Here is a 23,546-nt window from a genome sequence, read left to right as displayed (position 1 = left end):
CAGGGTGAAAAGCCCCGGCAGGGAGGGTGATTCCCGAGGGTGAGGCGGGCACCGTCGAGGGTGAGGCGGGCACCGTCGAGGGTGAGAGGAGCCCCTCAGGCCGCGTGCAGCCGCTGCCGCGCCTCGTCGAGACCGAGCGTCACGACGTCCTCGACAACGTCTGCCGCCTGCTGCAGGGTGACATCGAGCCCGGCGCGCTCCGCGGCCGAGAAGTCACGGAGCACGTACTCCGCCGGGTCCATCCGGCCGGGCGGACGCCCGATGCCCACGCGGAGCCGCCCGTAGTCCCGTGTGCCGAGCGACTGGCTGATCGCCCGTAGACCGTTGTGGCCGCCCTCACCACCGCCGCGCTTCAGGCGCAGCGTCTCCGCCGGGAAGTCGAGCTCGTCGTGGATCACGAGCAGCCGTTCGGGCTCGATCCCGTAGAACGTCGCGAGCGCGGCGACCGGCCCGCCGGAGAGATTCATGTACGACTCCGGCTTGGCAAGGATCACGCGGGGGCCCGGGGCGCCCCCGGCCAGCGTGCCCAGCCGGCCGTCGAGAACCTGGGCTCGGCCCTTGTGCCGCGTGAAGGAGGCGCCGGCTCGGTCGGCGACCACGTCCAGCACCATCTGGCCGACATTGTGCCGGTTGCCGGCGTACCGAGGTCCGGGGTTTCCCAGCCCGACGACGAGCCACGGACTCATGCTGCTCCCCTCCGCGTGCGGTCATGATCGCACCGGGCGAGGCGGAGCGAGCACATGCCGCGCTCGACGACGGGCCGGGTCACGCCACGGCCGGTCAGGACTCGTCGGACTCCGACGACTCGCCACCCTCGCCGTCCTCGGCCGACTCCTCGCCCTCGGTCTCCTCCGCCTCGGCGGCCTCCTCGTCCTCGTCCGACGGGGTCTCGAGGTCCTCCGCCGCGACACGAGGAACGGAGATGACGACGACGCCCCACTCCGGGTCGGTGTCGATGACGGCACCCTGCGGTGCTGCGATGTCACCGACGCGGATGATGGAGCCCTCCTCCAGGCCCTCGACGCTGACCGTGATGCTCTCGGGGATGTCGGTCGCGGGAACGGTGAGGGTGATCGTCTGCAGCTCCACCTGGTGGATGGTGCCCGGAGCGGACTCGCCCTCGACGTGCACCGGGACGTCGACCGTGACCTTCTCGCCGCGCCGCACGATGAGCAGGTCGAGGTGCTCGATGTCCCGCTTCACCGGGTCACGCTGGACGTCCTTGACGAGGGCCATCTGCTCCTTGCCCTCGATGTCCAGGGTGACGAGCGCGTTGGCGTGGTCCTTGACGATCAGGAAGGTGTCGTGGCTGGGCAGCGCGAGGTGCTGCGGAGCCTCGCCGTGCCCGTACAGCACGGCGGGGATGAGTCCGGCGCGCCGGGAGCGGCGGGCGGCCCCCTTGCCGAACTCGGTCCGCACGGAAGCGGTCAGCTTGATCCGGTCGTCGGCCACGGAAGTCTCCTCGGGTTGTGCGGCACTGGGCGGCTGGCCTCAGCGCGGGGCCGTGGCGCGGACGGCGACCCGAGGGCACCACCGCGTCGATCACGGAACCGGAGGGCGTTCCTCACCCGTCCGGCATCCCTCGCCGAGGCAACCTCACCATGTTAGCCGCCCGAGCGGGACCTGTGAAAGCGGCAGCCGCGTCGGCCACCTCACACGTGACGCCTACGTGCGCAGCTGGTGCTGGAGGGCCGGCGGCAGGCACTCGAGCTGCCGCGGGCCGAGGCCGCTGGCCGCCCGGCGGGCCTGGACCGCCGTCATCGGCTCCTGCGGCATGGTCTTGACCGGGTGCCGCGTGGTCCAGGTGAAGGTCACCGAGTAGCGATCCCGGGCCTCCGGCGGAGTGGCTCGGTGGAGCAGCCGGCAGTTGTCCGCGACCACGGCCGTGCCCCGAGGTCCGGGACAGGTCCGCCACTCGGACTCCGGCACGACCCGGCGCATGGCGTCGTCACTGACGAAGCCGGCGACGTAGTGCAGCCTCTCCACGGCCTCGATCGACCGTTCGAGGGGGATGTAGGCGAACGGTCCGCCGTCGTCGTCGACGTCGTTGAGCCACACGAGGATCTTCAACGTCCGGCGGTCCTCCACGTCCCGGTGCCACTGACGGACGTCGTTGGCGACACCGTCGGCGACCTCACGTCGAACGTCCGCACCGAAGTAGCGCACAGGCATCCCGAGGTAGCTCTGCGCGATGTCGAGCATGCGGTCGGACAGCCCGAACTGCCACACCGGCAGCTCCTCGAGAAGCTCGTCGAGGTCCGGTCGCACGGTGCCGGCCGTCGCCGGCTTCCCCCGCAGGGCCTCGGTGAGCCGTTCGAGGCCGTCCCACAGCTGCGCCGTTCCGGGGAGGTCGAGCGCCTCGAGGGAGGTGACCCGCACGGCCCGGGCGTCGAGCTCGGCCACCAGGTCCCGGTCCTCCGCGGAGAGCACGGGAAGGCTGTCGGCGTAGCGCCTCAGCAGGCGCTCGTGGCGGGAGTCGGCCAGTCTCCTGACGGGACCCATGGTTGCGATCGCCTGCCGCTTCGCGCGGTTGGCCAGGCGTCCCACGTTCTGGGTGATGCTCACAGGAGTCTCCTCAGTTCCTCGGCGTCGTCCGACGGGCCGGTGGCCCGGACAGTTGGGGCGCACAGTACGAGCCGATCCGCACCGGCTCCGGACCGAACGGACCCGATTCACCCGACGTTCGCCCGGCGCCCGGCCACAGCGGGTGACCTGCCGGGTGAACGAGGGTGAGTGCGCTCCGCCGGCCTCACCCGCCTCACCCCGCCTCACCCCGGTCACCACCCTGTCGGTTCACCTCCCGTTCAGGTCACGTTGGCCGTTCGTCCGCCACCGCGTCGGGGTGTGCTGCTCCACGTCAGCGGCCGTGGAGTGCGGCAGCGGGAAGGACGCGGGGTCTTGCCATGAAGGTCGCCATCGTTGGGCTCGGTTACGTCGGGACAGTCACTGCGGCGTGCCTGGCCGACAGCGGCCACACGGTCGTGGGGGTCGACGTCAACCCGATCAAGATCGACCAGATCAACGCCGGTGTCAGCCCGGTGAGCGAGCTCGGTCTCGGCGAGCTCGTCGGCTCCAACGTCGACCGGGGCCGGCTACGGGCGACCGACGACATCACGACGGCCGTGCGCACCAGCGACGTCGTGATGGTGACGGTCGGTACACCGTCCGGACGCAACGGTGACGTCCACCTCGACGACGTTCTCAACGTGGTCGGCCAGATCGGCGCCGCCCTCGCGGGCGTGGCGGACTGGCGACTCGTGCTCGTGACCTCCACGGTGCCGCCGGGCACGGTCGAGGGCGAGATCGTTCCGCTGCTCGAGCAACACTCGGGCAAGAAGGCAGGCACGGACTTCGGCGTGGCGTTCTCGCCCGAGTTCCTGCGGGAGGGCACCGCCGTCAGCGATTTCCTCGCCCCACCGAAGACGGTCATCGGTGCGGACGACGACCGCACCGCGAAGGTCGCCACGACCCTGTACCAGCCGTTCGCGTGCGAGACGGTGCGCACCTCGGTCCGCGTGGCCGAGCTGGTGAAGTTCTCCGACAACAGCTGGCACGCGCTGAAGGTGGCGTTCGCGAACGAGATCGGCCGGGTGGCCGAGGCGCACGGCGTCGACAGCCACGCCGTGATGTCGATATTCACGTCCGACACCAAGCTCAACATCTCCTCCCGCTACCTGCGCCCGGGATTCGCCTTCGGCGGCTCCTGCCTGCCGAAGGACCTGCGCACGCTGACGTACCGCGCGCGCAGGCAGGGTGCCGCCGTGCCCGTGCTCGAGGCGATCCTGCAGAGCAATCGCGCGCACCTGGACCTCGCGCTCGAGAAGATCGCGGCGGTCGGCGCCCGACGGGTGGCGATCCTCGGGCTCGCCTTCAAGGCGGGCACGGACGACCTGCGGGAGTCTCCTGCGCTCGAGCTGGCCGAGCGGCTGCTCGGCAAGGGATACGACGTGCGCATCCACGACGAGCACGTCAACCTGCGCCACCTCATCGGCGCGAACCGGAAGTACGTCCTCACCGTGCTGCCGCACATCGCCGAGCACCTCGACGAGGACTTCCACCACACGCTCGAGGAGGCGGACGTGATCGTCGTGACCCAGAACAATCCTGCCTACGCCCAGGTGACGTCGGAGGTGCGCCCCGGCCAGACCGTCGTCGACCTGTGCGGCGTCGCACGACCGGTCAACGGCGCGACGAACTACGTGGGGCTGACATGGTGAGGCGCCGGCCGCTCGTGGCGGACCTCCGCCGGCACGTCCGCCACATGATCTCGGCGCCTGCGGCTCTCCTGGCGTCCACGCTGACGACGCCCAGGCTGCAGCGCGACCCGCGCCGGCCACGCGTCCTCATCCTCGTGGAGAACCTCGCGGTCCCGTTCGACCGCCGGGTCTGGCAGGAGGCGCTGAGCCTGCGCGACGCGGGCTACGACGTCAACGTGATCTGCCCCCGTTCGGCACAGCACCCGACCGCGCACGAGGTGCTCGAGGGCGTGCACATCTACCGCTACGCGAGCCCTGTCGAGGCGCGTCGGACGGCCGGCTACCTCGTGGAGTACCCCCTCGCGTTCGCGGCGCAGCTGGCGCTCGCCGTGCGGGTGCACCTGGGGGGACGGATCGACGTCATCCAGGCGTGCAACCCACCCGACCTGATGTTCCTGGTGGCCCTGCCGTTCCGCCTCTTCGGCACGCGGTTCCTCTTCGACCACCACGACGCGTGCCCGGAGCTGCTGGTCGCCAAGGGCAAGGCGTGGAGCCACCCGCTGGTCCGGCTCATGACGAGGCTGGAGCGGCTGACCTTCGCCGCCGCGACCGTCTCGATCGCCACGAACGAGAGCTATCGGCGCATCGCGGTCGAGCGGGGCCGGATGTCGCCCGACGACGTGTTCGTGGTGCGGTCCGCGCCGACCGTCGAGCGGTTCGCCGGTGCGCGCGTGGACCCGTCGTTCCGGCGTGGCAAGCGCCATCTGGTCGCCTACGTGGGCGTGATGGGGATCCAGGAGGGCCTGGACCACCTGCTCGACGCCGTCGACGTCCTCGTCAACCGGCACGGGCGGGACGACATGCAGGTCTGCCTCGCCGGGTCCGGCCCGGAGCGGGCGCGGCTCGAGGGCCGCGTGCACGCACTGGGCCTGGACGGCCACGTGGACTTCCTCGGCCGCATCAGTGACGAGGACCTCGGGAACCTGCTCGCAACGGCGGACGTCTGCGTCAACCCGGACGAGGTGAACGAGATGAACGACATCTCGACCATGAACAAGATCCTCGAGTACATGGCGCTCGGTAAGCCGATCGTCCAGTTCGACCTCACCGAGGGCCGGGTCTCTGCCGGCGAGGCCAGCCTGTACGCCCGTCCCAACGACGCCGAGTCGCTCGCCGACTGCATCGCCTCGCTGCTGGAGGCGCCTGGTCGACGCGCCCGGATGGGTGCGCTCGGCCGGCGGCGTTTCCAGGAGCTGCTGTCCTGGGAGCACTCCGTCCCGTCGCTGCTGGCCGCCTACGAGCAGGCCACCCGTCGGGGTGCTGCGCCCACCGTCGCACCCGTTCGCGTGCCGCTCAGCGTCGTGCAGCCCCAGGTCCTGCCGGCCAGCGACACCCTGCCGGCGGCATGATCATGACGCTCACCGCGGTGGGCCACGCCGTCCCACGAACTGGCGACCCACGTCCGTCCGTCATCATCCCTGCCCACGACGAAGAGGCCGTCGTCGGCGACGGGCTGCACGCGCTGCTCGCCGATTCCGACCCGGACGAGTTCGAGGTCGTCGTCGTGTGCAACGGGTGCACCGACCGGACCGCCGAGCGGGCGCGTCAGGCGGCCGACCGTCTCGGCCGTGCCATCACCGTCCTCTCCATCCGCGAGGCGTCCAAGGTCGCCGCCATCCGCGCCGCCGAGGAGTGGGTCACCGGCTTCCCCCGGATCTACCTGGACGCCGACGTCAGGTGCCCGACGGCGACCCTGCGCGCCATGGTGCGCGCGATCCGCGCCGGCGCGGGCGTGGCCGTCCCGACGCGAACGCTCGACACGACCGGCTCCGCCTGGGCGGCGCGCGCCTACTACGAGGGCTGGCAGGCGCTCCCCTGGGTCCAGGAGCAGCTGGCAGGTCGCGGCGCGTACGCGGTCGGGGCCGCCACACGCACGCGGTTCGGCGTCTTCCCCGAGGGCATCGCGGACGACCGGTACGTCACCACCCGGGTACCGCGCCAGAGCGCGGTCGTCGTGCCCGAACCGGTCGTGGTCCGGCCACCGGCGCGGGCGGCCGACGTCCTGCGCGTGCGGCGTCGTGTCTACGCCGGCAACCAGCAGGTGGAGGCACCTGCGCACGACGCGCCACGCGCCGCACGCCTCCTCGGACTGGCGCGCACCGTCCTCACGCGGCCCTCGCTGGTCCCCGCCATGACGGTCTTCGCCGGCATCACGACGGTCGCGAAGGCCTCGGCGGGGTTGGCCGTGCGCCGGGGACGCGTCGGTTGGGGGCGCGACACGGGACGTGGCGGACGTCTCGAACGGTCCCTCCACGAGCCACGCGCCGGTCGCGGCGCGGCACCGGAGTCCGAGCGGAGCGGCGTGGTCCAGGCGCCGGCGATCGCGGATCTCGACGTCGTCGTGCTGACGTACCGCAGCGCGAGCTACGTCCGCGAGTGCCTGGAGGCCGTGGACACGGCACTGGCATCCGTACCCGGCGCACGCATCATCGTCGTCGACAACGCCTCCGGGGACGCGATCGCACGAACCGTCAGGGGTGTCTCCGGCCGTCTCGAGCTCGTGCTGCGGGAGACCAACGACGGCTTCGCACGCGGCTGCCACGCCGGCGCCGAGCGGTCGAGCGCACGGCGGCTCCTGTTCCTGAACCCCGACGCGGTCGTCGAGCCGGACGCCGTCGAGGCCCTGCTCAGGTGCGCCCGCGAGCACCCCCGCGCCGGCCTGGTCGGCGGTCGGTCGCTCACCCCGGACGGCCGCACGGACCCGCGCTCGCTCCTGGGCCGCCCGTCGCTGTGGTCGGCCGTGTGCTTCGCGACCGGGCTGTCGAGCCTCTTCCCGGGCTCGCGCCTGTTCGATCCGCAGCACGCCGACCACGCCACCGAGCACTGCCGAGAGGTCTCCGCGGTCAGCGGCGGGATGATGCTCGTGGACCGTGCCGCCTGGGACGAGCTCGCAGGCTTCGACCGTTCGTACTTCCTGTACGGCGAGGACGTCGACCTGTGCCTCCGGGCCCGGTCCGCGGGCTGGGCACCACGGCTGTGCCCGGACGCCCGCTACCGGCACCAGGTCGGCGCCTCGTCGGCCGGGTCGCACCGGCTGCCCCTCGTCCTGCGCGGCGAGGCGACCACGTACCGGCGCCACGTGCGCCGCCCGTGGGGCGACGTCGCCGTGCACCTGCTCGTCCTGGGGACCGGACTGCGTGCTCTGACGGCCCACCTGCGACCGCACCGTGGACGGCCGGCGAGCGGCGTCTCGGCCTGGCGAGAGAGCTGGGCCCGGCGCGCGGAGTGGCGCCGCGGCTGGGGTGGCGAGGAGCAGACATGACCCGCGTACCCGTGAGCGTCATCATCCCCGCCCTCAACGCCGCCGAGACGCTCCCCACGCAGCTGGACGCGCTCGCCGCACAGGACGTCCGGGGGCCCTGGGAGGTCCTCGTCGTCGACAACGGCTCGACCGACGCCACCGCCGAGATCTGCGAGGCCTACGCGTCCCGTCTGCCGCTGCGGCTGCTGCACTGCCGGCTGCGGGGCACCTCCCCCGCCCGTAACACGGGGGCCGCGCAGGCCCAGGGCGAGCTGCTGCTGTTCTGCGACGCCGACGACGAGGTGGCGGCCGACTGGGTCGAGGCGATGCGCACGGCCCTGGAGTCGTACGACGCGGTGGGCGGCGCGGTCGAGAACGACCGCCTGACCGAGCCCGGCATGCCCTACGTGCCGCGGCATCCGGACCACCTGCCCGTCGTGGCGGGGTTCCTGCCGAGGGCCATCACCGCGAACCTGGGAGTTCGCCACGAGGTCTTCGACGCCGTCGGTGGCTTCGCAGCCGACTACGACTACGGCGGGCCCGACACCGAGTTCTGCTGGCGCCTCCAGCTGGCCGGCTACCGCCTCGGCTACGCCCCGAACGCGGTGGTGCACTACCGGCACCGCCACACGTTCCGCTCGATGGCCGTCAAGGCCTACCGCACGGGGCGCTCCCGCGGACGCCTCTTCCGGGACTTCGGCCCCTCGGGGATGCCCCGTCCACGACTTGCCGGGGTCGCGCTGCGGTGGGCCCGGCTCGTCCTGACACTCCCGCTCCTTCCGTTCTCGGCGCACCGCCGGTGGCGGTGGGCGGAGCAGGCGTCAGGGGCCGCGGGCCGGGTCGTCGGCAGCGCCCGCTTCCGCGTCCTCTACCTGTGAAGGAAGGCGTCAGCCGTGCACACCGATCGCGAGAGCAGACGAGACATGGCCAAAGACATCACCATCACCGTCTCGAGGACCTTGTTGTGGGTGGCGACCCTGGTCATCGTGGTCGTCATCGCGGTGGTCGGCGTCCTCGTCACGCTGGACCGCGGCCGGCCACCGCCCCCGACGGCCGAGGGGGCCGAGCAGGGTGAGACCGCACCGGAACGGACCCCCGAGGCCCCCGAGACTCCGACCGTCTCCGCCCCGCAGCTCTCGGACTTCCCCGACGCGGACTCGACCGGTGTCCCGGCCGGGGTGCAGCTCGTCGAGGAGGACGGCAACCTGCGGATCGACGAGGACGGGGCGGTCGTCGAGGGACTCGAGATCTTCGGCTCCGTCACGGTCGACGCGGACGACGTGGTCATCCGCAACTCCAGGATCGTGATGACCTCCGGGCGGATCGCCCTGCGCGTCAACGGCGACGACCTGCTGGTGGAGGACACCGAGATCGACGGGCAGGGACGCGCCGACCCGGTGGTGGCGTTCAACGGGTACACGCTGCGGCGCGTCCACATCCACAACATCGCCGAGGGGCCTCGCGTCGCCGGGGACGACGTCACGATCGAGGACTCGTACATCCACTCCATGGTCCAGCGCGACGACAACCACACCGACGTGATCCAGGTGGTCAAGGGCGAACGGATCGTCATCCGAGGCAACAACCTCCAGGCCCACAACCCCGAGTCGGGCCTCTACGGCAACGCCGCGTTCATGTTCGGTGAGGACTCCGGTCCGGTCCGTGACTGCCTCGTCGAGGGCAACCTCATGAACGGCGGGAACTACACCGTCAACGGCGGGGGCAGCGGGACCGACGGCGCCGAGTGCGCGTTCCGGGAGAACGCCTTCCAGCAGGACCACCGGCACGGGATGACCGCCAACCTGGGCCCGGGCGTCGACTGGGACGAGACCAACGTGATCCTGGGGACCACGACGCCGGTCGGCTGAGCGGAACCGCCACGCGGGCCGCCCGACCGCGGATACGCTCGACGATCATGCCCCCGCCGCGTCTTCGCTGCCCCTGCGGCAGCACGATCAGGCAGGGGGACGACGGCGCGCGGTGCACGGGGTGCGACCGTCTCGTCCAGGTCGACGACCTCGCGGTGCTGCGCCTGTCCACGAGCCGACGACCCTGGCCCGGCGTGCCGGCATCGGCTGTCGCCGCCTCCCTGCGGTCCGTCAGCGGCGACGAGCTGATGGCGGAGGTCTCCGGCGGACCGCTCTGGCCGGCGGACCTCCAGCGCCGGCTGCTGCATCCCTCGGGCGCGGCGGCGGCGGTCCTGCTCGAGCCCGGGTCCACGGTGCTGGCCCTCGGCACCGGCTGGCCGGCGCTCGTGGCCTCGCTCGGCGCGTTCGGCGGTCACGTCACGTACGGGGACTGGGTCTACTCCCGCATGCGGTTCGAGACGCTCGTCCACGGCCCGGCGGACCTCGCCGTCCAGATCGAACCGTCAGCGGCGCTGCCCTGGGACGACGGGGTCTTCGACCGCGTCTACGTCGACGCCGGTGAGGTCGACTGCGTGCTCGACCCGGCCGGGCGCCGCCGCCTGCTCACGGAGGTGGGGCGGGTCCTCGCCGCCGACGGCGTCGCCGTCGTCGGGACGCGCAACCTCCTCAGGCACCTGCGCGGCGACCGGTCCGCACGACCACGTGCTCGTGAGGTTCTCCGGTCCGTGCGCGCGTTCCGGCATCCCTCGGACCGGGAGCTCAGGCGCTCCGGTCTGACGGCTGCCAAGGCCCTCGTGCCGTTCCCCCGCCGGCACCGGTGGCGCTGGATGGTGCCGGTCGACGGGCTGCGTGCGCAGCTGCGCCAGGACCGTTCCGCCCATCCGATCGCTCGGGCGGCCGGACGGGCAGGGCTGGCCGCGGCCGTCGTGGCCGACCAGTACGTGCTCGCGCGCCGGGGCGGCGGGCAGGACCGCGACCTGCCGACCATCGCCGAGCGGCTCGCCGGCACACCGGAGCTGCGCTCACCGGCGATGCTCGCCCTCAGCGACGCTCGTGTCGCTGTGCGCGGCACCCGCGAGTTCCTCAAGATCCCGCTCACGAGGGACCAGCACCGGGCGCTCGCGCGGGAGGTCGAGAACATCACTGCCGCCCGGGACACGCCGTTCGCCCCGTACCTCGCCGGACCCGCACGCATGGCCCGGTACGGCGGGTTGCCGTACGCCGTGCACCCCGCGGTGCCGCACGGTGCCCACGAGGCGGCGCGCGCCGACGCCGCGCTCCGGGAGATCCTGCTCGGCCTGCCGGCCGGCGAGACCGCCAGCCTCCGCGAGACGGCGGTCTGGCGCAGGCTCACCACGGAGCACGGACGGACGGAGGCGATGGACACGGGGATGGGACCGTTGCGTCGAGCGCTGCTCGAGACCGCCGGTGATGCCCGGCTCCCGGTCGGCCCCAGCCACGGAGACCTGCACGCAGGCAACGTCCTGCTCGGGGACGACGAGCGGCCGGTCCTGGTCGACTGGAACCGCTTCGAGCACCGGAACCCCCTCCTGCTCGATGCCCTCTACGCCGCCCTGGACGCACGGCGCCAGCAGGGCGCGCCGCTGGCGACGGCCCTGGACGACTTCGTCTCCGGTCGCCTCGGCGGTGCCCTGGCGGCCCACGCTCTCGGCCTTCTCGGCACGCTCTCCGTCGCCGAGGGTGCGGCACTCCTGCTCCTCGACCGGGCCGTCTCGTACGGCCGGCGGCGCTCGCGGTACCGTCCGTGGACCATCCCGCCACTCCACGAGGCCGCGGAGATGCTGACCCCGGTCGTCGTCCCTGGTGGGGGCGGCGCCGGGCGGGCCGGCGCCGACTAGGCGCGGAGCGCGAAGCCGGCGCGGCTCCTGCGCCGTGCCAGGTACCTGTAGGTCGTCCCGGCGTTGCTCCGGGCGAGCCGGACAGCGGTCCGTGCCGTGCGGCCGAGCCGGCGCACGGGCTCGCTGGTGCCCGTCAGGACCCGGTGCGCACGGAACAGTCCGCGACGCAGATGCTGCTCCCAGGGCGGCGCGTCGAGCAGCTGCTCCAGCGAGAGCCCGACGTACGGCCGCCAACGGAGCTCGTAGCTGAGGTCGTCGACGAACGGGACGTCGCCGGCGAAGTCCGCGGGGACGCCGACGAAGCCGTACATCCGGTGGAAGGCCGGTGCCGGTCCCTCGTACCGGTGGAGGAACTCGAGATCGAGGAGCCGGAGCCCTCGTCGTGGGTCCAGCAGGAAGTTCTGCGGCTTGGCGTCCACGAGGTCGAAGCCCAGGGCGTGGACGTCGCGAAGCACCTCCGCCATGCGTCGTGCGGTCCGCAGCGGGACGAGCCGGCCGCCCGGGCGGTCACCGAGCTCGCGCAGCGTGTTGTCGTACAGCGGGGTCTGCACCCAGGAGGGGCCTTCGTCGAGGAGCTCGAGGACCGGGACCCGCGGGGCCAGCTCACGCAGCCCGCGCAGCTCGCGTTCGAGGTGCCTGTGGGCCGCCGGGGCGAACGTCTTGCGTACCGCCGGGCCGTCGGAGGTGCGGACCACCTCGACCTTGGCCCTCCGGCCGAGCTGCAGCACCTCCAGGACCGGCAGGTCCGTGGTGTACCCCCGGCGGCGGCGCACGATCTCGGCGCGGAGCGCGTCGTCGCGGTCGGGCACGGCGAGCGCCACGTACTCCCACGCCTCCGCCTCGTTGTCCGCGGAGTGCATCGCGTTGAACCGCCGGTCGGCGGGCAGCCGTGCTGCCAGCAGGTCACGAATCCTCGACTTGGCGATCAGGACGTCCATGTTGGACAGCCAGGGGTACTGCGCGCGCACCCGCGGGCCGGGGGGTCGTGGGCCGTAGTGGGCGGCGACCACGACCGTGCCCGGACCACCCCCCGAGACCGGGAACGGCCCGCGACCCCAGTTGCCGCCGCGCATGTGGGCGGCGCACCGTGCCCGGGCATCGAGGTCGAGCTCACGGACGAGCAGGATCTCGAATCCCAAGGTTCGCAGGACGCGGAGGATCTCCTCGGTGCCGAGGACGTCGAAGGTGTGCTCCCGGATGAGAAAGACCGCCGGCTCCGGGACCTCGGCCGGCCCTTGCTCCGCGGGCCTGACCCACGGGTTGGTCGCGGCCAGGCGGCGAAGCGTGTCGGGGGGCGGCCGCCACCCCTCCACGGCGAGGTACTCGTCCACGCCCTCGAGGGTCGGCTCCAGGTCGACTCCCTGGGCGGCGGCGAGCTCTCCGAGGACCGCCGCGTAGTCGTGCTCGGGGTCCGCGGCCCGCTCACCGGTGGCCCGCGCGGGCAACCCGGACGGAACACCCTTGTGGTAGACCGCGTGGTAGGCCATGGACCGTAGGTGGTCCGCCGGGGCGGGCACCCGACATCCGCTGCGATGCGCCACGGCCCGTTCGAGGATCTGCCGAGCCAGCGGCGGCGGGTAGTAGGCCATGCCGCGGTAGTCCGTGCCGGTGAGGCCGGTCTCGCTGTACAGGTCCACCGGGATGGTCCCGGGCTCGGTGTCCAGCAGCCGCTCGACGACGTCGATGTCGGCGTCGGCGACGAGCAGGTCCAGGTCCTCACCGGGCGCGATGACGGGGAGCTCCTCGAACCAGCGCAGCACGGCGTACCGCACGTGGTGCTCACGCAGTCGCTCGACGAGACCTTCGACGCCCCAGTACGGCGAGAGGTAGCGACGCGCACGCCGGACCCGGGTGCGGGTCACCTCGACCACGTCGAACTCCGAGCCGGCGCAGGTGAAGCGCCCACGGGGCACGGTGCGGCCGGTCAGGCGCGGGAGGAGCTCCGCGAGACGCCGTTCGAGCGCGGCCGGCCCCCTGCGTCGCTCGACGGCGATCAGGCGCGCGTGCGACAGGTCGCCGAACGTCCACAGCTGAGGCACGAAGCCGGCCCTGAGGATCACCACGTCGGTGCTGCTGCGAGCCACCTGGGTCGGCGAGGCCAGCTCGACGAACCGCCCCGACCGTGGCCCGGCCGCGGCACGCACCGTCTCGAGGAGCCGTGCCGGGACCAGCCCGAGGTAGTGCTCCTGCCCGGCATCCGCGAGGGCGCGCGCCAGTCTCGGGGAGTCGGCACCCACGTCGATGATCCGGCTCCCGGGCGCGAGCGCGGTGATCAGGTCCATCCGGGGAATGTACGGCTCACGTGCCGGCGTCGTCCCCGGAACGGACCCGCTGAGCCCGTTCGGCGAGAGCGCGCGAGAAATGGTGGTCCGTTCCAGTCCTCGGGCGCTCGGGCCCGGTCTACCGTGACGTCTCACAGGGGGCCACATCGAGGCGCACATCGAGAGGCAACCGTGCCCGCGCACCCACCCAAGAAGACTCCTTCGGGCCGCAGCCCCGTCGCCGTCGCCCGCCGCGCGCTGGCCGCATGGCACCGGGTGGCGCCCCTGGTCCGCACGTCCCGTCTGAAGCTCACGCTGCTGGTGGTCTGCTCGCTGCTGGCCGGGCTGGCCGAGGCCGGCCTGCTCGCCGTCGTCGGGGCGATCGCGGGCGCGCTCTCGCACGGTTCGGACCAGGTCACGGTCGGGGTGGGGCCGGCGTCGATGAGCGCTTCCGTCACCGTGATGATCCTCGCGGGCGTCGTCGGCGCGGTGGTGCGCGGCGCCCTGCAGGTCCTGCTCGCGTTCCTGCCGGCCAGCATGTCCGCCCAGGCCGTGGCGGACCTGCGGCGCCGCCTCTTCGACGCCTTCGTCGCCGCGGGCTGGCCGGTGAAGGCCACCGAGCGCGACGGGCACTTCCAGTCGTTGATGACGACCCACGTCAACGCGGCCAGCTTCGCCATCATCAACATCGGCACCGGAATCTCGGTCAGCCTGGTCTTCCTCACGCTGCTGGTGTCGGCCTTCGTGCTCAGCCTGCCGGCGGCCCTGCTGCTCACCGTCGCCTCGGCCGGCATCTTCATGCTGCTACGCCCCCTCGCCCGCCGCCTGCGCCGCCACGCAGCGGCGCTGAGCGCGGAGAACATCGAGTACTCGAAGGGGGTCCAGGAGGTCGTCCTGATGGCGGAGGAGACGGAGGTCTTCGGGACCTCTCGCAGCTACCTGGACTCCTTCCATCGGCTCATCGACGGGATCCGGCAGCCGATGCTCCGGACCCGATTCCTCGCGCAGGCGGTGCCCTCGCTCTACCAGAGTGTCGCCCTGCTGCTCCTCGTGCTGGCGCTCGGCGTCATCTCCGTGATCGGTCTGGACCAGCTCGCGACGCTGGCCGCGGTGGTCCTGATCCTGCTCCGCGCCCTGACGTACGGCCAGCAGATCCAGACCTCGGTCACGGCGCTCGACGAGCGCCTGCCGTTCATGCACCGGCTCGCAGACGCCATCGAGCGCTACCGGTCCCAGCCCCGGCAGGACGGGGAGCGGCCGCTGCCGGACCGGATCGATCGCGTCGCGATGCGCGGGGTCCACTACGCCTACGACGGCGGCCAGGACGTCCTGCGCAACGTCACCTTCACCGTCTCGCGCGGCGAGACCATCGGGGTCGCCGGGCCCTCCGGGGCGGGCAAGTCCTCGCTCATCCAGCTGCTCCTGCGGCTGCGCACGCCGGCACGCGGCACTGTCGAGGTGAACGGCACGGACGTGCGGGCCTTCCGACGGGAGGACTGGCAACGACGGGTGGCGTACGTCCCGCAGACCCCGCAGCTGATCTGGGGCACGGTCGCGGAGAACATCCGCTTCTACCGACCGCACCTCACCCAGGAGCAGCTCGAGGCCGCGGCCCGCCGGGCCCAGATCCACGACGACATCATGAGCTGGCCGCAGGGCTACGACACGATCGTCGGCCAGCGTGCGTCCGCGGTGTCCGGCGGACAGCGTCAGCGGCTGTGCCTCGCCCGCGCCCTGGCGGACGACCCCGAGATCCTGGTGCTGGACGAGCCGACCAGCGCGCTCGACGTGAGGTCCGAGGCGCTGGTCAAGGGCTCCCTGCACGACCTCAAGGGCACGATCACCATGTTCCTCGTCGGGCACCGGCTCTCGACGCTGTCGTTCTGCGACCGGATCATGGTGGTGGCCGGCGGCTGCCTGGACGCCTTCGCGCCGCCCGCCGAGCTCAGCGCGACGAACCCGTTCTTCCGCGAGGTCACCGAGCTCACCCGAAGGCAGACCAGTGCGTGATCACGGCGTGGTCAGCCGCCACGACCGGGCGCGGCGCCCCGTCGCCTCACCAGCTGCCGCGCCCCCGCACGAGCCGCTCGACGCGACGACGCACCAGCGTCCTCTTCGCGCGCCAGCCTCCGTACTCGCGCAGGTCGAGCGAGGCCTTCTGGACGGCGAGGGCGGACTCGTGCTCCTGGCGCGCCCAGTCCGTCACCGACGTGATGCCGAGCGCCTGCGCCGTCAGCGGCATGCGCCGCCGGAAGGCGGCGTCGTCGACGAACAGCGTGCTCGCCGATCGCGGGTCGTCCATGTTGTCCTCGCGGACGAAGGGGTACAGCCAGCCGTTCACGGCGCCGGCCCTGGCGAGCGCGATGCAGTAGTGCGTGAAGGACTGCCCCTGGCGCAGGGGCCCCTGGCGAAGGACCTTGGCGCGCGGCAGGAGGTACCCGCTGCCCTGGACCCAGTGATTCCGCAGCAGGCGGTACCCGCCGGCGAACGTCTGGATCTTCCGCGAGGCGAGCTCCGGCACGAAGTCCTCGTCCCGGAACCGCCAGCAGCCCACCGCGCCGAAGTCCGGGTTCGCCGCGTGCGCGTCCCGGAGCCGCTCGACCCAGCCCGGCTCGGGCAGGCAGTCGTCGTCCACCTTCGAGACGAACGTGCCCTCCGACTCCGTCCACAACCAGTTGGTCGGCGCCGTCAGGCGGACGTTCTCGCGGCTGTGGTGGAACCGGTGCACGCGGGCGTCGTCGGCGTGTTCCCGCACGACGGCGAGGGTCTCCTCGTCGTCACCGTTGTGCCAGAGCCACACGCGCGTGTGCTCGTCGCACGTGTCGAGCAGGTGCGGCAGCGAACGGCGGACGTGCTCGGCGCTGTTGTAGGTGATCATCAGGACATCGGTGGTCGCCACCATGGTTCAGCTCCTCCTGGTCGATGGCGCGACGCTACTGGCGCCGGTCCGCTCCACGACCCCGAACGGACCCACACTTTGCGGCGCCTCCGCCACCGGGCACGACCGGCCCGGAGACTCGCGGCACGCACGAGCGATGCCCCCGGAGCGTCCCCACGCCCCGACAACCCCTGGGAGAACTAGTGGACCTGTTCACGATCCTCGGATCGGCCCTTCGACGGTTCTACGTCACGCTGCCGATCGTCGCGCTGGCCGCGTACCTGGCCTGGCAGTCGTACCTGGCCGTGGAGCCGGTCTACTCCTCGTCGGTCTCCGTGACGGTCCTGCCCCCTGTCACGCCACCGCCCGTGATCGACCCGGAGACGGGTGAGGAGATCGAGCCGTACGAGTCCAACCCGTACGACGGGCCGAGCCTGGCCGCGGCCGTGCTGGCCCGGAACCTCAACAGCTCCTCCTTCGCCGAGCGGATGGGCTTCGACGACACCGAGCGGACGCTCGAGGCGGACACGGACAGCGACGATCCGATCCTGGAGATCATCGCGACGGCGGAGACCCCGAGGGCCGTGCTGACGCTCCTGCGGGACGTCACGGCCGAGGCGAACGTCGTCCTGCGGGACTTCCAGGCCGAGGCCGGCGCCACCGAGGGCTCGCGCTACCGCCTGGCACCCGCCGTTCCGGCCGAGACGGTCGAGGACGTGACGCCGAGCCGGTTCCGCACCGCCGGCGCGATCGGGGTCATCGGGATGGCCGTCGCCGCGGCGGCCGCCACCGGCGTCGACGTGGCGCTCGAACGTCGAGCCGCACGGGTGCGCGCACGGCGGGCGAACGACCCACCACCCACGGACGAGGAGACCGCTTCGGACACCGCCGACGGCGGCGACACGACGCAGACGCCCGGGACCGTGGAAGCTCCCGCCGGCCCAGCCCCGGCGGACGACGCACCGACGGATGACGCGCCGACGGATAACGCGCCGAGGGATGACGCGGCGAGGGACGACGCACCGAAGGACGACGTGACCGTCCCGGACCGGCCCGCGCTCGACGACGCGGCCACGAACCGTGGGCCGGCCCACGCCCGATGAGCGTGCCCTCCCCGCCGCGTCGACGCCAGGCCGGTCCGTGGCTGGCGTACGCGGTGCTGCCCCTCGTGGCTCTCTTCGTGCCCGCCGCCATCGTCCTTCCAGGCCCGCTGGAGTCGAACGGGTGGCCGGGTCGGCTGCTGGTCTTCGTCACGGCTGCCGTCGTCGTCCTGACGTGGCTCCGCAGGCCCGGCCGTGGCCGCCTCGTCTCCCCGGCGGAGGCCGGCTGCTGGGTGCTGGCACTCGGTGTGGTGATCGCCTTCGGCGCGGCCTACCTGCGGCCGCTCACGAGCGTCGAGGCGGCCGGGACCATACGCGTGGCGCTCGTCCTCCTTCCCCTGCTGATCGTCGCGATCGGCATCGCGGCGCTGACCGGGGTCGGCAAGATCGACCTGCTGCTGGTGTGCGTGGTCGTCGGCGCGTCGGCGAGCGCCTTCGTCGCGATCACCCAGTTCGTCACCCCCTACGACCTGGCCGAGCTCATCAGGCCACCGGGCTTCATCGCGCGGGAGGTCGGCGGGATGGGCGACCGCGGGGGCTTCATCCGGGTCAAGGGCAGTGCCACGCACCCGATCGAGTTCGGCGTCGTGTCCGGAGCGGTGGCGCCGATCGCGCTCCACCTGGCCCTGCACGCCCGATCCGCACAGGGCCGACAGTGGGCAGCGATGGCGACCGGGATGCTCGTGCTCGGACTGCTGCTCGCCGTGACGCGTTCCGGGGTCGTCACGGTGATCATCGCGATGGCGGTCTACGCCGTGCGCCTGACCGTCCGCCAGCGCCTCAACCTGGTGGTCCTGGCGGTGACGGCCCTGGTGCTGATGCGAGCGGCGGTGCCCGGCCTGCTCGGCACGCTCACCGGGTTCTTCCTCGGCGCCGGCGAGGACGACAGCGTCACCGCCCGCACGGACGACTATCCCCTCATCGCGGCGCTCTTCGCCGAGCGGCCGCTGCTCGGGCGCGGCCTGGGCACCTTTCTGCCGGAGGAGTACTTCCTGCTGGACAACCAGTACCTGATGTCCCTGGTCGAGGGCGGGGTGGTGCTGGTCGCCGCCCTCGCAGTCTTCATCGTCCTGGCGCTCGCCGGCGCGCACGGCGCGGTGCGACGTGCCCGAGACGCCCGCGAGGCCTCCCGGGCACAGGCCGTCACGGCCGCGATCGCGTCGATCCTGGCGGCGGGGTTCTTCTTCGACCTCTTCAGCTTCGCCCAGGTGACCGTGCTGCTCTTCGTCCTCGTCGGCGCCGCCGGCGCGCTGTGGCGGCACGGCGTCGAGCACGGCGTCCGGATCCCCACTCCCCGCGAGCGGGTCCGCCGGGGAGCCGGCACCCCGCTCCCCCCGGTGCCCGCGGCCGAGCCCCGTGGCCCGGAACCGGCCCCCGTGGCAGGCTGACGTCGTCGGCGGCCGACGGCGCCGCCGCGCGAGAGGAGGGCTCGCCACCGATGCCGGAACCCACCACGCTGACCGTGCCGACTCCGGACGGGGCGATGCCGGCCCACCTGTGGTTGCCGCGAGCCGGGTCGGGCCCGGGCATCCTCCTGCTGCAGGAGATCTTCGGCGTCTCGGCCTACATCCGCTCCCGCGCCGCCGACCTCGCCGGGCTCGGCTACGTGGTGCTCGCCCCCGAGCTGTACTGGCGCGCCGCGGACGCTGAGGTGGACGAGACCCGCGAGGACTTCCTCGAGCAGGCCATGGGCATCGCGGGCTCGCTCGACTGGGAGACCACGGTGGCGGACACCGTCGCGGCGCTCGGGACCCTGGCCGAGCGCCCGGAGGTCACCGGCGGCACCGGGGTCCTGGGCTTCTGCTACGGAGGCGGGCTGGCGTTCCACGTCGCGGCGGTCGCCGAGGTGGACGCGCTGATCGCCTACTACGGCTCCGCCATCCCCTCCCTGCTGCACCTCGCCGACGAGGTCGGCGCACCGAGCCTGCACATCCTCGGCGGCGACGACGCCTTCCTGCCGGACGATCTCGCCGACCGGCTCCGGCAGACCGGCGGGCAGGTCGAGACGCACGTGCACGACGGCGCGGGCCACGCCTTCGACAACCCGCACCCCGCGTTCCACCACCCTGAGGCCTCCGCCGCGGCCTGGCGGCAGACCGAGGACTTCCTCGCCCGGCACCTGCCCGCAGGGTCCGGGCTCACTCGAACGATGTAGCGCCGCGACCGGAAGGTCACCCGGACGGCCGACGTCGACGTGCGAGGACGCCGCGACGATCGAGCGCATGACCGACTCCGGCACCACCGGACGCTCGCCGGCGCCCGCCCCGCCCGCACCGGAGGTCGCCGTACCGCCGGACGCCAGCCGGGCTCCCCGCCGGGTGGCCGCGCTCGACGTGCTGCGCGGCGTCGCCATCCTCGGCACGCTCGGCACGAACATCTGGCTGTTCACCACCCCGGGCGGTCCGGCCGCGTGGTTCGCCGGCGGTCTGGCTCCCCCGGACGGTGCCGCGACCTGGCTGTTCGCGCTCACGAACGGGAAGTTCCTCGCGCTGCTGACGCTGCTGTTCGGCATCGGGATGGAGCTGCAGTACCGCTCGGCCGTGCGGCGCGGGCTGCGCTGGCCGGGCCGGTACCTGCTGCGGGCGCTGGTCCTCCTGGTGGAGGGCCTCGTCCACTACGTGCTCGTGTTCGAGTTCGACGTCCTGATGGGGTACGCGGTGGCCTCGATGCTGGTCGCCTTCCTGATCGGCCGGAGCGAGACGGTCGTCCGCTCGTGGATGTGGGTGCTCGGCGGCGTCTACACGCTGATCCTTCTGGGCCTCACGGCCCTGACCGTCGTCGCGTCGACCAGCACGCCCGAGCAAGGGCCCGCCGACGTGACCGCGTCGACCGCGAGCTGGCCCGGCCAGGTGCTCGCCCGGCTGACCGACATCGCCCTGTACCGCGTCGAGCTCCTGCTCGTCGTGCCCTCGTCCGTCGTCCTGTTCCTCATCGGATCACGCCTCGTCCGCGCCGGGGCCTTGGCCGGCACGGACCGCGGGTCCCGGCTGCGCCGCCGCCTCGTGCTGGCGGGACTCGGCGTCGGTGTCCCGCTCAACGCGCTCACCACCTGGGCCGGACCGGACTGCGCCCTCGTCGACCGGTATCTCGTCCCGCCGCTGGTCGCGCTCGGCGCCCTCGCGCTCGGCACGACGCTCGTCACCGGCGCGCGCCGCTCGCCCGGACTGCTGCGGCGCGGCATCGAGGCGGTCGGGCGGACGGCGCTGTCGTGCTACGTGCTGCAGAATGTGATCGCGTCGTGGCTCTGCTACGACTGGGGCCTCGGTCTGGCCGGCACCGACCCGTGGCGGGCGGTGCTCATGTGGGCCGGGATCAGCCTCGTGCTGATGGCCGCCGCCCCGCTCTGGCTGCGCCGGTGGCCACGAGGTCCGATCGAGCTGGTCGTGCACCGCGTCGTGGGTGGCGCCGCCGAGAGGGCAGGCAGCCGTCCACCGCGCGCAGCCTGAGGCACTCCGCCCGGGAAAAGCCCTTCCGCGCGCGTGCCGACCGGAGTACGTTCCTTCTCTTGTGCGTGTCTATCTCCGCCTCCTCCTCGCGGGGATCCGCACCCAGTCGGCCTACCCGCTGGCGATGCTCGCCGGGCTCGTGGCGAACACCGCCTTCGGCCTGCTCAAGACCGGCATCCTGTTCGCGGTCGTCGACAGCGGCGGCGGCACAGTCGCCGGGTACACGCTCGGCACGATGAGCGCCTACGTCTGGCTGTCCCAGGGGATGCTCGGGTCGGTCAACATGTGGGGAGGGTCGGAGATCGCCACCCGCATCAAGACCGGCGACATCGCGATCGACTTCATGCGGCCGGTCGACGTCCAGGCGGCCGCCGTGGTCACCGAGGTCGGCCGCGGTCTCTTCGCGCTGCTCCCTCGTGGCCTTCCCAGCCTGGTCATCGGCGCGCTCGTGGTCGGCATGTCGCTGCCCACCACGCCGGTGCAGTACCTGCTCGGTGTGGCCAGCCTGCTGATCGGCATCACGGTCTCGCACGCCACCGCCTACCTGGTGACCACCATGGGGTTCTGGCTGACCGAGACGCGCGGCATCACCGTGCTGTACATGGCGCTGTCCGGCCTCTTCGCCGGGCTGTTCACGCCGATCTGGCTCTTCCCCGAGTGGCTGCAGGTCCTCGCCCAGGCGACGCCCTTCCCGTCCACGATGATGTACCCGGTCGACGTGCTCTCCGGTCGCACCACGGGCCTCGACGCGCTCGTGCTCCTCGGCGTCCAGCTGTGCTGGCTCGCCGTGGTCTGGATCGGTGGGCACGCCCTGACCCGGGCCGGACGCCAGAAGCTGGAGGTCCAGGGTGGGTGACCTCCTCGCGGCGGCCCGGCGAACGGCCGCCCCGTACCGCGCCGTGCTGGCCTCCCGGGTCCGGTCCCAGCGGAGCTACCGGGCGAACTTCCGCCTCGACCTGGTCGGCGCGCTCGTCGTCGGCCTCACCGAGATGACCGAGGTGTTCGTGCTGTACACCGCGGTCGACGGCGTCGGCGGGTTCACGCTGGCGCAGATCGTGCTGGTCTTCGGCCTGGCCGACATGTGCTTCTCGTTCGCCGACATGGTCTTCGGGCACGTCGACGGCCTCGCCGTCCTGGTCCGCCAGGGCAAGCTCGACATCTTCTACCTGCGTCCGCAGCCGCTGCTCGCCCAGCTGGTGACCAGTGACATCCAGCTGCGGCGGCTGGCCCGGGCGGTGGTCGGCTGCGTGGCGTTCGCCGTCGGGCTCGTGATCAACGACATCGACTGGGGCGTCGGCGCCGTCGTGCTGCTCCTGCTGGCGGTGCTCAGCGGGATCGCGACGTTCAGCGCGCAGTTCGTGCTCGCCGCCGGCATGCAGTTCTACCTGCTGAACGCCAAGGAGGTGACCAACGCCTTCGTGTACGGCGGCCGGTACGCCTCGTCCCAGCCGGCGACGGTGTGGTCCCGGTGGATCGTGGTGGCGTTCGGCTTCGTCTTCCCCATGGCGTTCACCGCGTACCTGCCGGTCACCGCGCTGCTCGGGCTGCCCGGTGCGGCGTGGCTGCCGTCCTGGCTGGGCTGGTGCACGCCGGTCGCGGCGGCGTGGTCGTGGGGGCTGGCCCTGCTGTTCTGGCGGGCTGGAGTCCGGCACTACCAAGGAGGGGGCGGATGAGCATCATCGTGGCGCGCGACCTGGTGCGGGAGTTCCGGGTGCGGGACGGGCTGCGCCGACGGAAGGTGACCGCCGTCGACCGCATGAGGTTCACGGTCGAGCCGGGCGAGTCGGTGGGCTACATCGGCGCCAACGGTGCCGGGAAGTCCACGACCATCAAGATGCTGGTGGGGATCCTCGTGGCCACCTCGGGCGAGGTCCGCACGTGCGGGCTGGACCCGGTGCGGGAGCGCCGTGCCCTGGCGCGCCGGATCGGCGTCGTGTTCGGGCAGCGCTCCCAGCTGTGGTGGGACCTGCCGGTCCGCGAGTCGTTCGAGATCCTCGCCGCCATCCATGGGCTCGGCCGCGCCGACGCCCGGCGGCGGCGGGACGAGCTGGTCGGGATGCTCGAGATGGCGGAGTTCCTCAGCACCCCGGTGCGGCAGCTGTCGCTCGGTCAGCGGATGCGGGCCGAGGTCGCCGCCGCGCTGCTGCACCGCCCGGAGCTGCTCATCCTCGACGAGCCGACGATCGGCCTGGACGTGCTGTCCAAGCAGCGGCTGCGGGAGTTCCTCCACGCCGAGCGCCGCGAGCGAGGCACCACGCTGCTGCTGACCACGCACGACATGGGCGACGTCGAGCGGCTGTGCGAGCGGGTCCTCGTGGTCGACCACGGCGTCCTGGCGTTCGACGGCACGTTGCGCGGGCTGTCCCGCACGGTCGGGACCGAGCGTGTCCTCGTCGTCGACCTCGCCGAGCCGGTGCCCGACCTGTCGGTCGAGGGCACCCGGCACCTGCGGTCCGAGGGCGGCGGCCTGCGGCAGCACCTGGCGTTCGACGCCGGCCGGACGACGGCCGCGCGCGTGCTGGCAGGGGTGTCCGCGTACGCCGAGGTGCGCGACCTGTCCATCGAGGAGCCGGACGCGGAGGACGTGGTCCGGCGCATCTACCTCGCCCGCCGTCAGGACTGAAAACACCTCGTCCG

At 72.6% G+C, this 23,546-nt stretch carries 19 protein-coding genes; 14 read left to right on the top strand and 5 right to left on the bottom strand.

Annotated elements, in window-relative coordinates:
* Positions 1-95: 95 nt before the first annotated feature.
* The 3 genes from pth to ACFQQL_RS07175 all read right to left on the bottom strand — a co-directional run bounded on the left by pth (position 96) and on the right by ACFQQL_RS07175 (position 2,565).
* Positions 96-686: an aminoacyl-tRNA hydrolase gene (gene pth, locus ACFQQL_RS07185; protein ID WP_382392710.1), complete on the bottom strand. Its 591-nt coding sequence runs from the start codon at positions 684-686 to the stop codon at positions 96-98.
* 94 nt (positions 687-780) lie between these two features.
* Positions 781-1,452 carry a 50S ribosomal protein L25/general stress protein Ctc gene (locus ACFQQL_RS07180; protein WP_382392708.1) on the bottom strand — a complete coding sequence of 224 codons (672 nt, stop codon included), beginning with the start codon at positions 1,450-1,452 and terminating at the stop codon, positions 781-783.
* Positions 1,453-1,665: 213 nt separating this feature from the next.
* Positions 1,666-2,565 (bottom strand): phytanoyl-CoA dioxygenase family protein, encoded by a 900-nt coding sequence (locus ACFQQL_RS07175; RefSeq protein WP_382392706.1) that lies wholly within the window; start codon positions 2,563-2,565, stop codon positions 1,666-1,668.
* Positions 2,566-2,903: 338 nt separating this feature from the next.
* On the opposite strand from ACFQQL_RS07175, the gene ACFQQL_RS07170 reads away from it, so the two are divergent.
* The 6 genes from ACFQQL_RS07170 to ACFQQL_RS07145 all read left to right on the top strand — a co-directional run bounded on the left by ACFQQL_RS07170 (position 2,904) and on the right by ACFQQL_RS07145 (position 11,224).
* The gene (locus tag ACFQQL_RS07170; RefSeq protein ID WP_382392704.1) at positions 2,904-4,217 is read left to right on the top strand and encodes a nucleotide sugar dehydrogenase; all 1,314 of its coding nucleotides are present in this window, start codon (positions 2,904-2,906) and stop codon (positions 4,215-4,217) included.
* On the top strand, positions 4,211-5,605 hold the full coding sequence (locus ACFQQL_RS07165) for a glycosyltransferase family 4 protein (RefSeq protein ID WP_382392702.1): 1,395 nt from the start codon (positions 4,211-4,213) through the stop codon (positions 5,603-5,605). Before ACFQQL_RS07170 ends, ACFQQL_RS07165 begins: the two co-directional genes overlap by 7 nt.
* Entirely contained in the window at positions 5,602-7,518 is a 1,917-nt protein-coding gene (locus ACFQQL_RS07160) for a glycosyltransferase (protein WP_382392700.1), read from the top strand. Before ACFQQL_RS07165 ends, ACFQQL_RS07160 begins: the two co-directional genes overlap by 4 nt.
* The gene (locus tag ACFQQL_RS07155) at positions 7,515-8,375 is read left to right on the top strand and encodes a glycosyltransferase family 2 protein (RefSeq protein ID WP_382392699.1); all 861 of its coding nucleotides are present in this window, start codon (positions 7,515-7,517) and stop codon (positions 8,373-8,375) included. The genes ACFQQL_RS07160 and ACFQQL_RS07155 overlap by 4 nt, the downstream gene beginning before the upstream one ends.
* A gap of 45 nt (positions 8,376-8,420) precedes the next feature.
* The gene (locus tag ACFQQL_RS07150; RefSeq protein ID WP_382392697.1) at positions 8,421-9,365 is read left to right on the top strand and encodes a right-handed parallel beta-helix repeat-containing protein; all 945 of its coding nucleotides are present in this window, start codon (positions 8,421-8,423) and stop codon (positions 9,363-9,365) included.
* A gap of 194 nt (positions 9,366-9,559) precedes the next feature.
* On the top strand, positions 9,560-11,224 hold the full coding sequence (locus ACFQQL_RS07145) for a phosphotransferase family protein (RefSeq protein ID WP_382392695.1): 1,665 nt from the start codon (positions 9,560-9,562) through the stop codon (positions 11,222-11,224).
* Here the strand turns inward: ACFQQL_RS07145 and ACFQQL_RS07140 are convergent.
* Complete coding sequence (locus tag ACFQQL_RS07140) at positions 11,221-13,506, bottom strand: protein kinase family protein (protein WP_382392693.1); 2,286 nt, start codon at positions 13,504-13,506, stop codon at positions 11,221-11,223. The two genes, ACFQQL_RS07145 and ACFQQL_RS07140, sit on opposite strands and share 4 nt — an antisense overlap.
* A gap of 171 nt (positions 13,507-13,677) precedes the next feature.
* On the opposite strand from ACFQQL_RS07140, the gene ACFQQL_RS07135 reads away from it, so the two are divergent.
* Entirely contained in the window at positions 13,678-15,495 is a 1,818-nt protein-coding gene (locus ACFQQL_RS07135) for an ABC transporter ATP-binding protein (protein ID WP_382392691.1), read from the top strand.
* Between the two features lie 46 nt (positions 15,496-15,541).
* On the opposite strand, the gene ACFQQL_RS07130 is transcribed toward ACFQQL_RS07135, so the two are convergent.
* Entirely contained in the window at positions 15,542-16,387 is an 846-nt protein-coding gene (locus ACFQQL_RS07130) for a glycosyltransferase family 2 protein (protein WP_382392689.1), read from the bottom strand.
* 179 nt (positions 16,388-16,566) lie between these two features.
* On the opposite strand from ACFQQL_RS07130, the gene ACFQQL_RS07125 reads away from it, so the two are divergent.
* The 7 genes from ACFQQL_RS07125 (at position 16,567) to ACFQQL_RS07095 (ending at position 23,532) form a co-directional block, all read left to right on the top strand.
* Positions 16,567-17,466: a hypothetical protein gene (locus ACFQQL_RS07125; protein WP_382392687.1), complete on the top strand. Its 900-nt coding sequence runs from the start codon at positions 16,567-16,569 to the stop codon at positions 17,464-17,466.
* Entirely contained in the window at positions 17,463-18,851 is a 1,389-nt protein-coding gene (locus tag ACFQQL_RS07120) for an O-antigen ligase family protein (protein WP_382392685.1), read from the top strand. Before ACFQQL_RS07125 ends, ACFQQL_RS07120 begins: the two co-directional genes overlap by 4 nt.
* 50 nt (positions 18,852-18,901) lie before the next feature.
* The gene (locus ACFQQL_RS07115; RefSeq protein WP_382392683.1) at positions 18,902-19,618 is read left to right on the top strand and encodes a dienelactone hydrolase family protein; all 717 of its coding nucleotides are present in this window, start codon (positions 18,902-18,904) and stop codon (positions 19,616-19,618) included.
* 67 nt (positions 19,619-19,685) lie between these two features.
* Positions 19,686-20,909 carry a DUF418 domain-containing protein gene (locus ACFQQL_RS07110; protein ID WP_382392681.1) on the top strand — a complete coding sequence of 408 codons (1,224 nt, stop codon included), beginning with the start codon at positions 19,686-19,688 and terminating at the stop codon, positions 20,907-20,909.
* 61 nt (positions 20,910-20,970) lie between these two features.
* A complete protein-coding gene (locus ACFQQL_RS07105; RefSeq protein ID WP_382392679.1) occupies positions 20,971-21,765 on the top strand; it encodes an ABC transporter permease in 795 nt (264 codons plus the stop codon).
* Positions 21,758-22,582: an ABC transporter permease gene (locus ACFQQL_RS07100; RefSeq protein ID WP_382392677.1), complete on the top strand. Its 825-nt coding sequence runs from the start codon at positions 21,758-21,760 to the stop codon at positions 22,580-22,582. Before ACFQQL_RS07105 ends, ACFQQL_RS07100 begins: the two co-directional genes overlap by 8 nt.
* Positions 22,579-23,532 carry an ABC transporter ATP-binding protein gene (locus ACFQQL_RS07095; protein ID WP_382392675.1) on the top strand — a complete coding sequence of 318 codons (954 nt, stop codon included), beginning with the start codon at positions 22,579-22,581 and terminating at the stop codon, positions 23,530-23,532. The genes ACFQQL_RS07100 and ACFQQL_RS07095 overlap by 4 nt, the downstream gene beginning before the upstream one ends.
* The last annotated feature ends 14 nt before the right edge of the window (positions 23,533-23,546 follow it).

Origin of the sequence: Georgenia alba, assembly GCF_042665525.1 — a bacterium.
In the GTDB taxonomy this organism is placed as follows: domain Bacteria; phylum Actinomycetota; class Actinomycetes; order Actinomycetales; family Actinomycetaceae; genus Allobogoriella; species Allobogoriella alba.
Note: the sequence above shows the minus strand (reverse complement) of the source record. Positions and strands in the feature narration are given on the sequence as shown.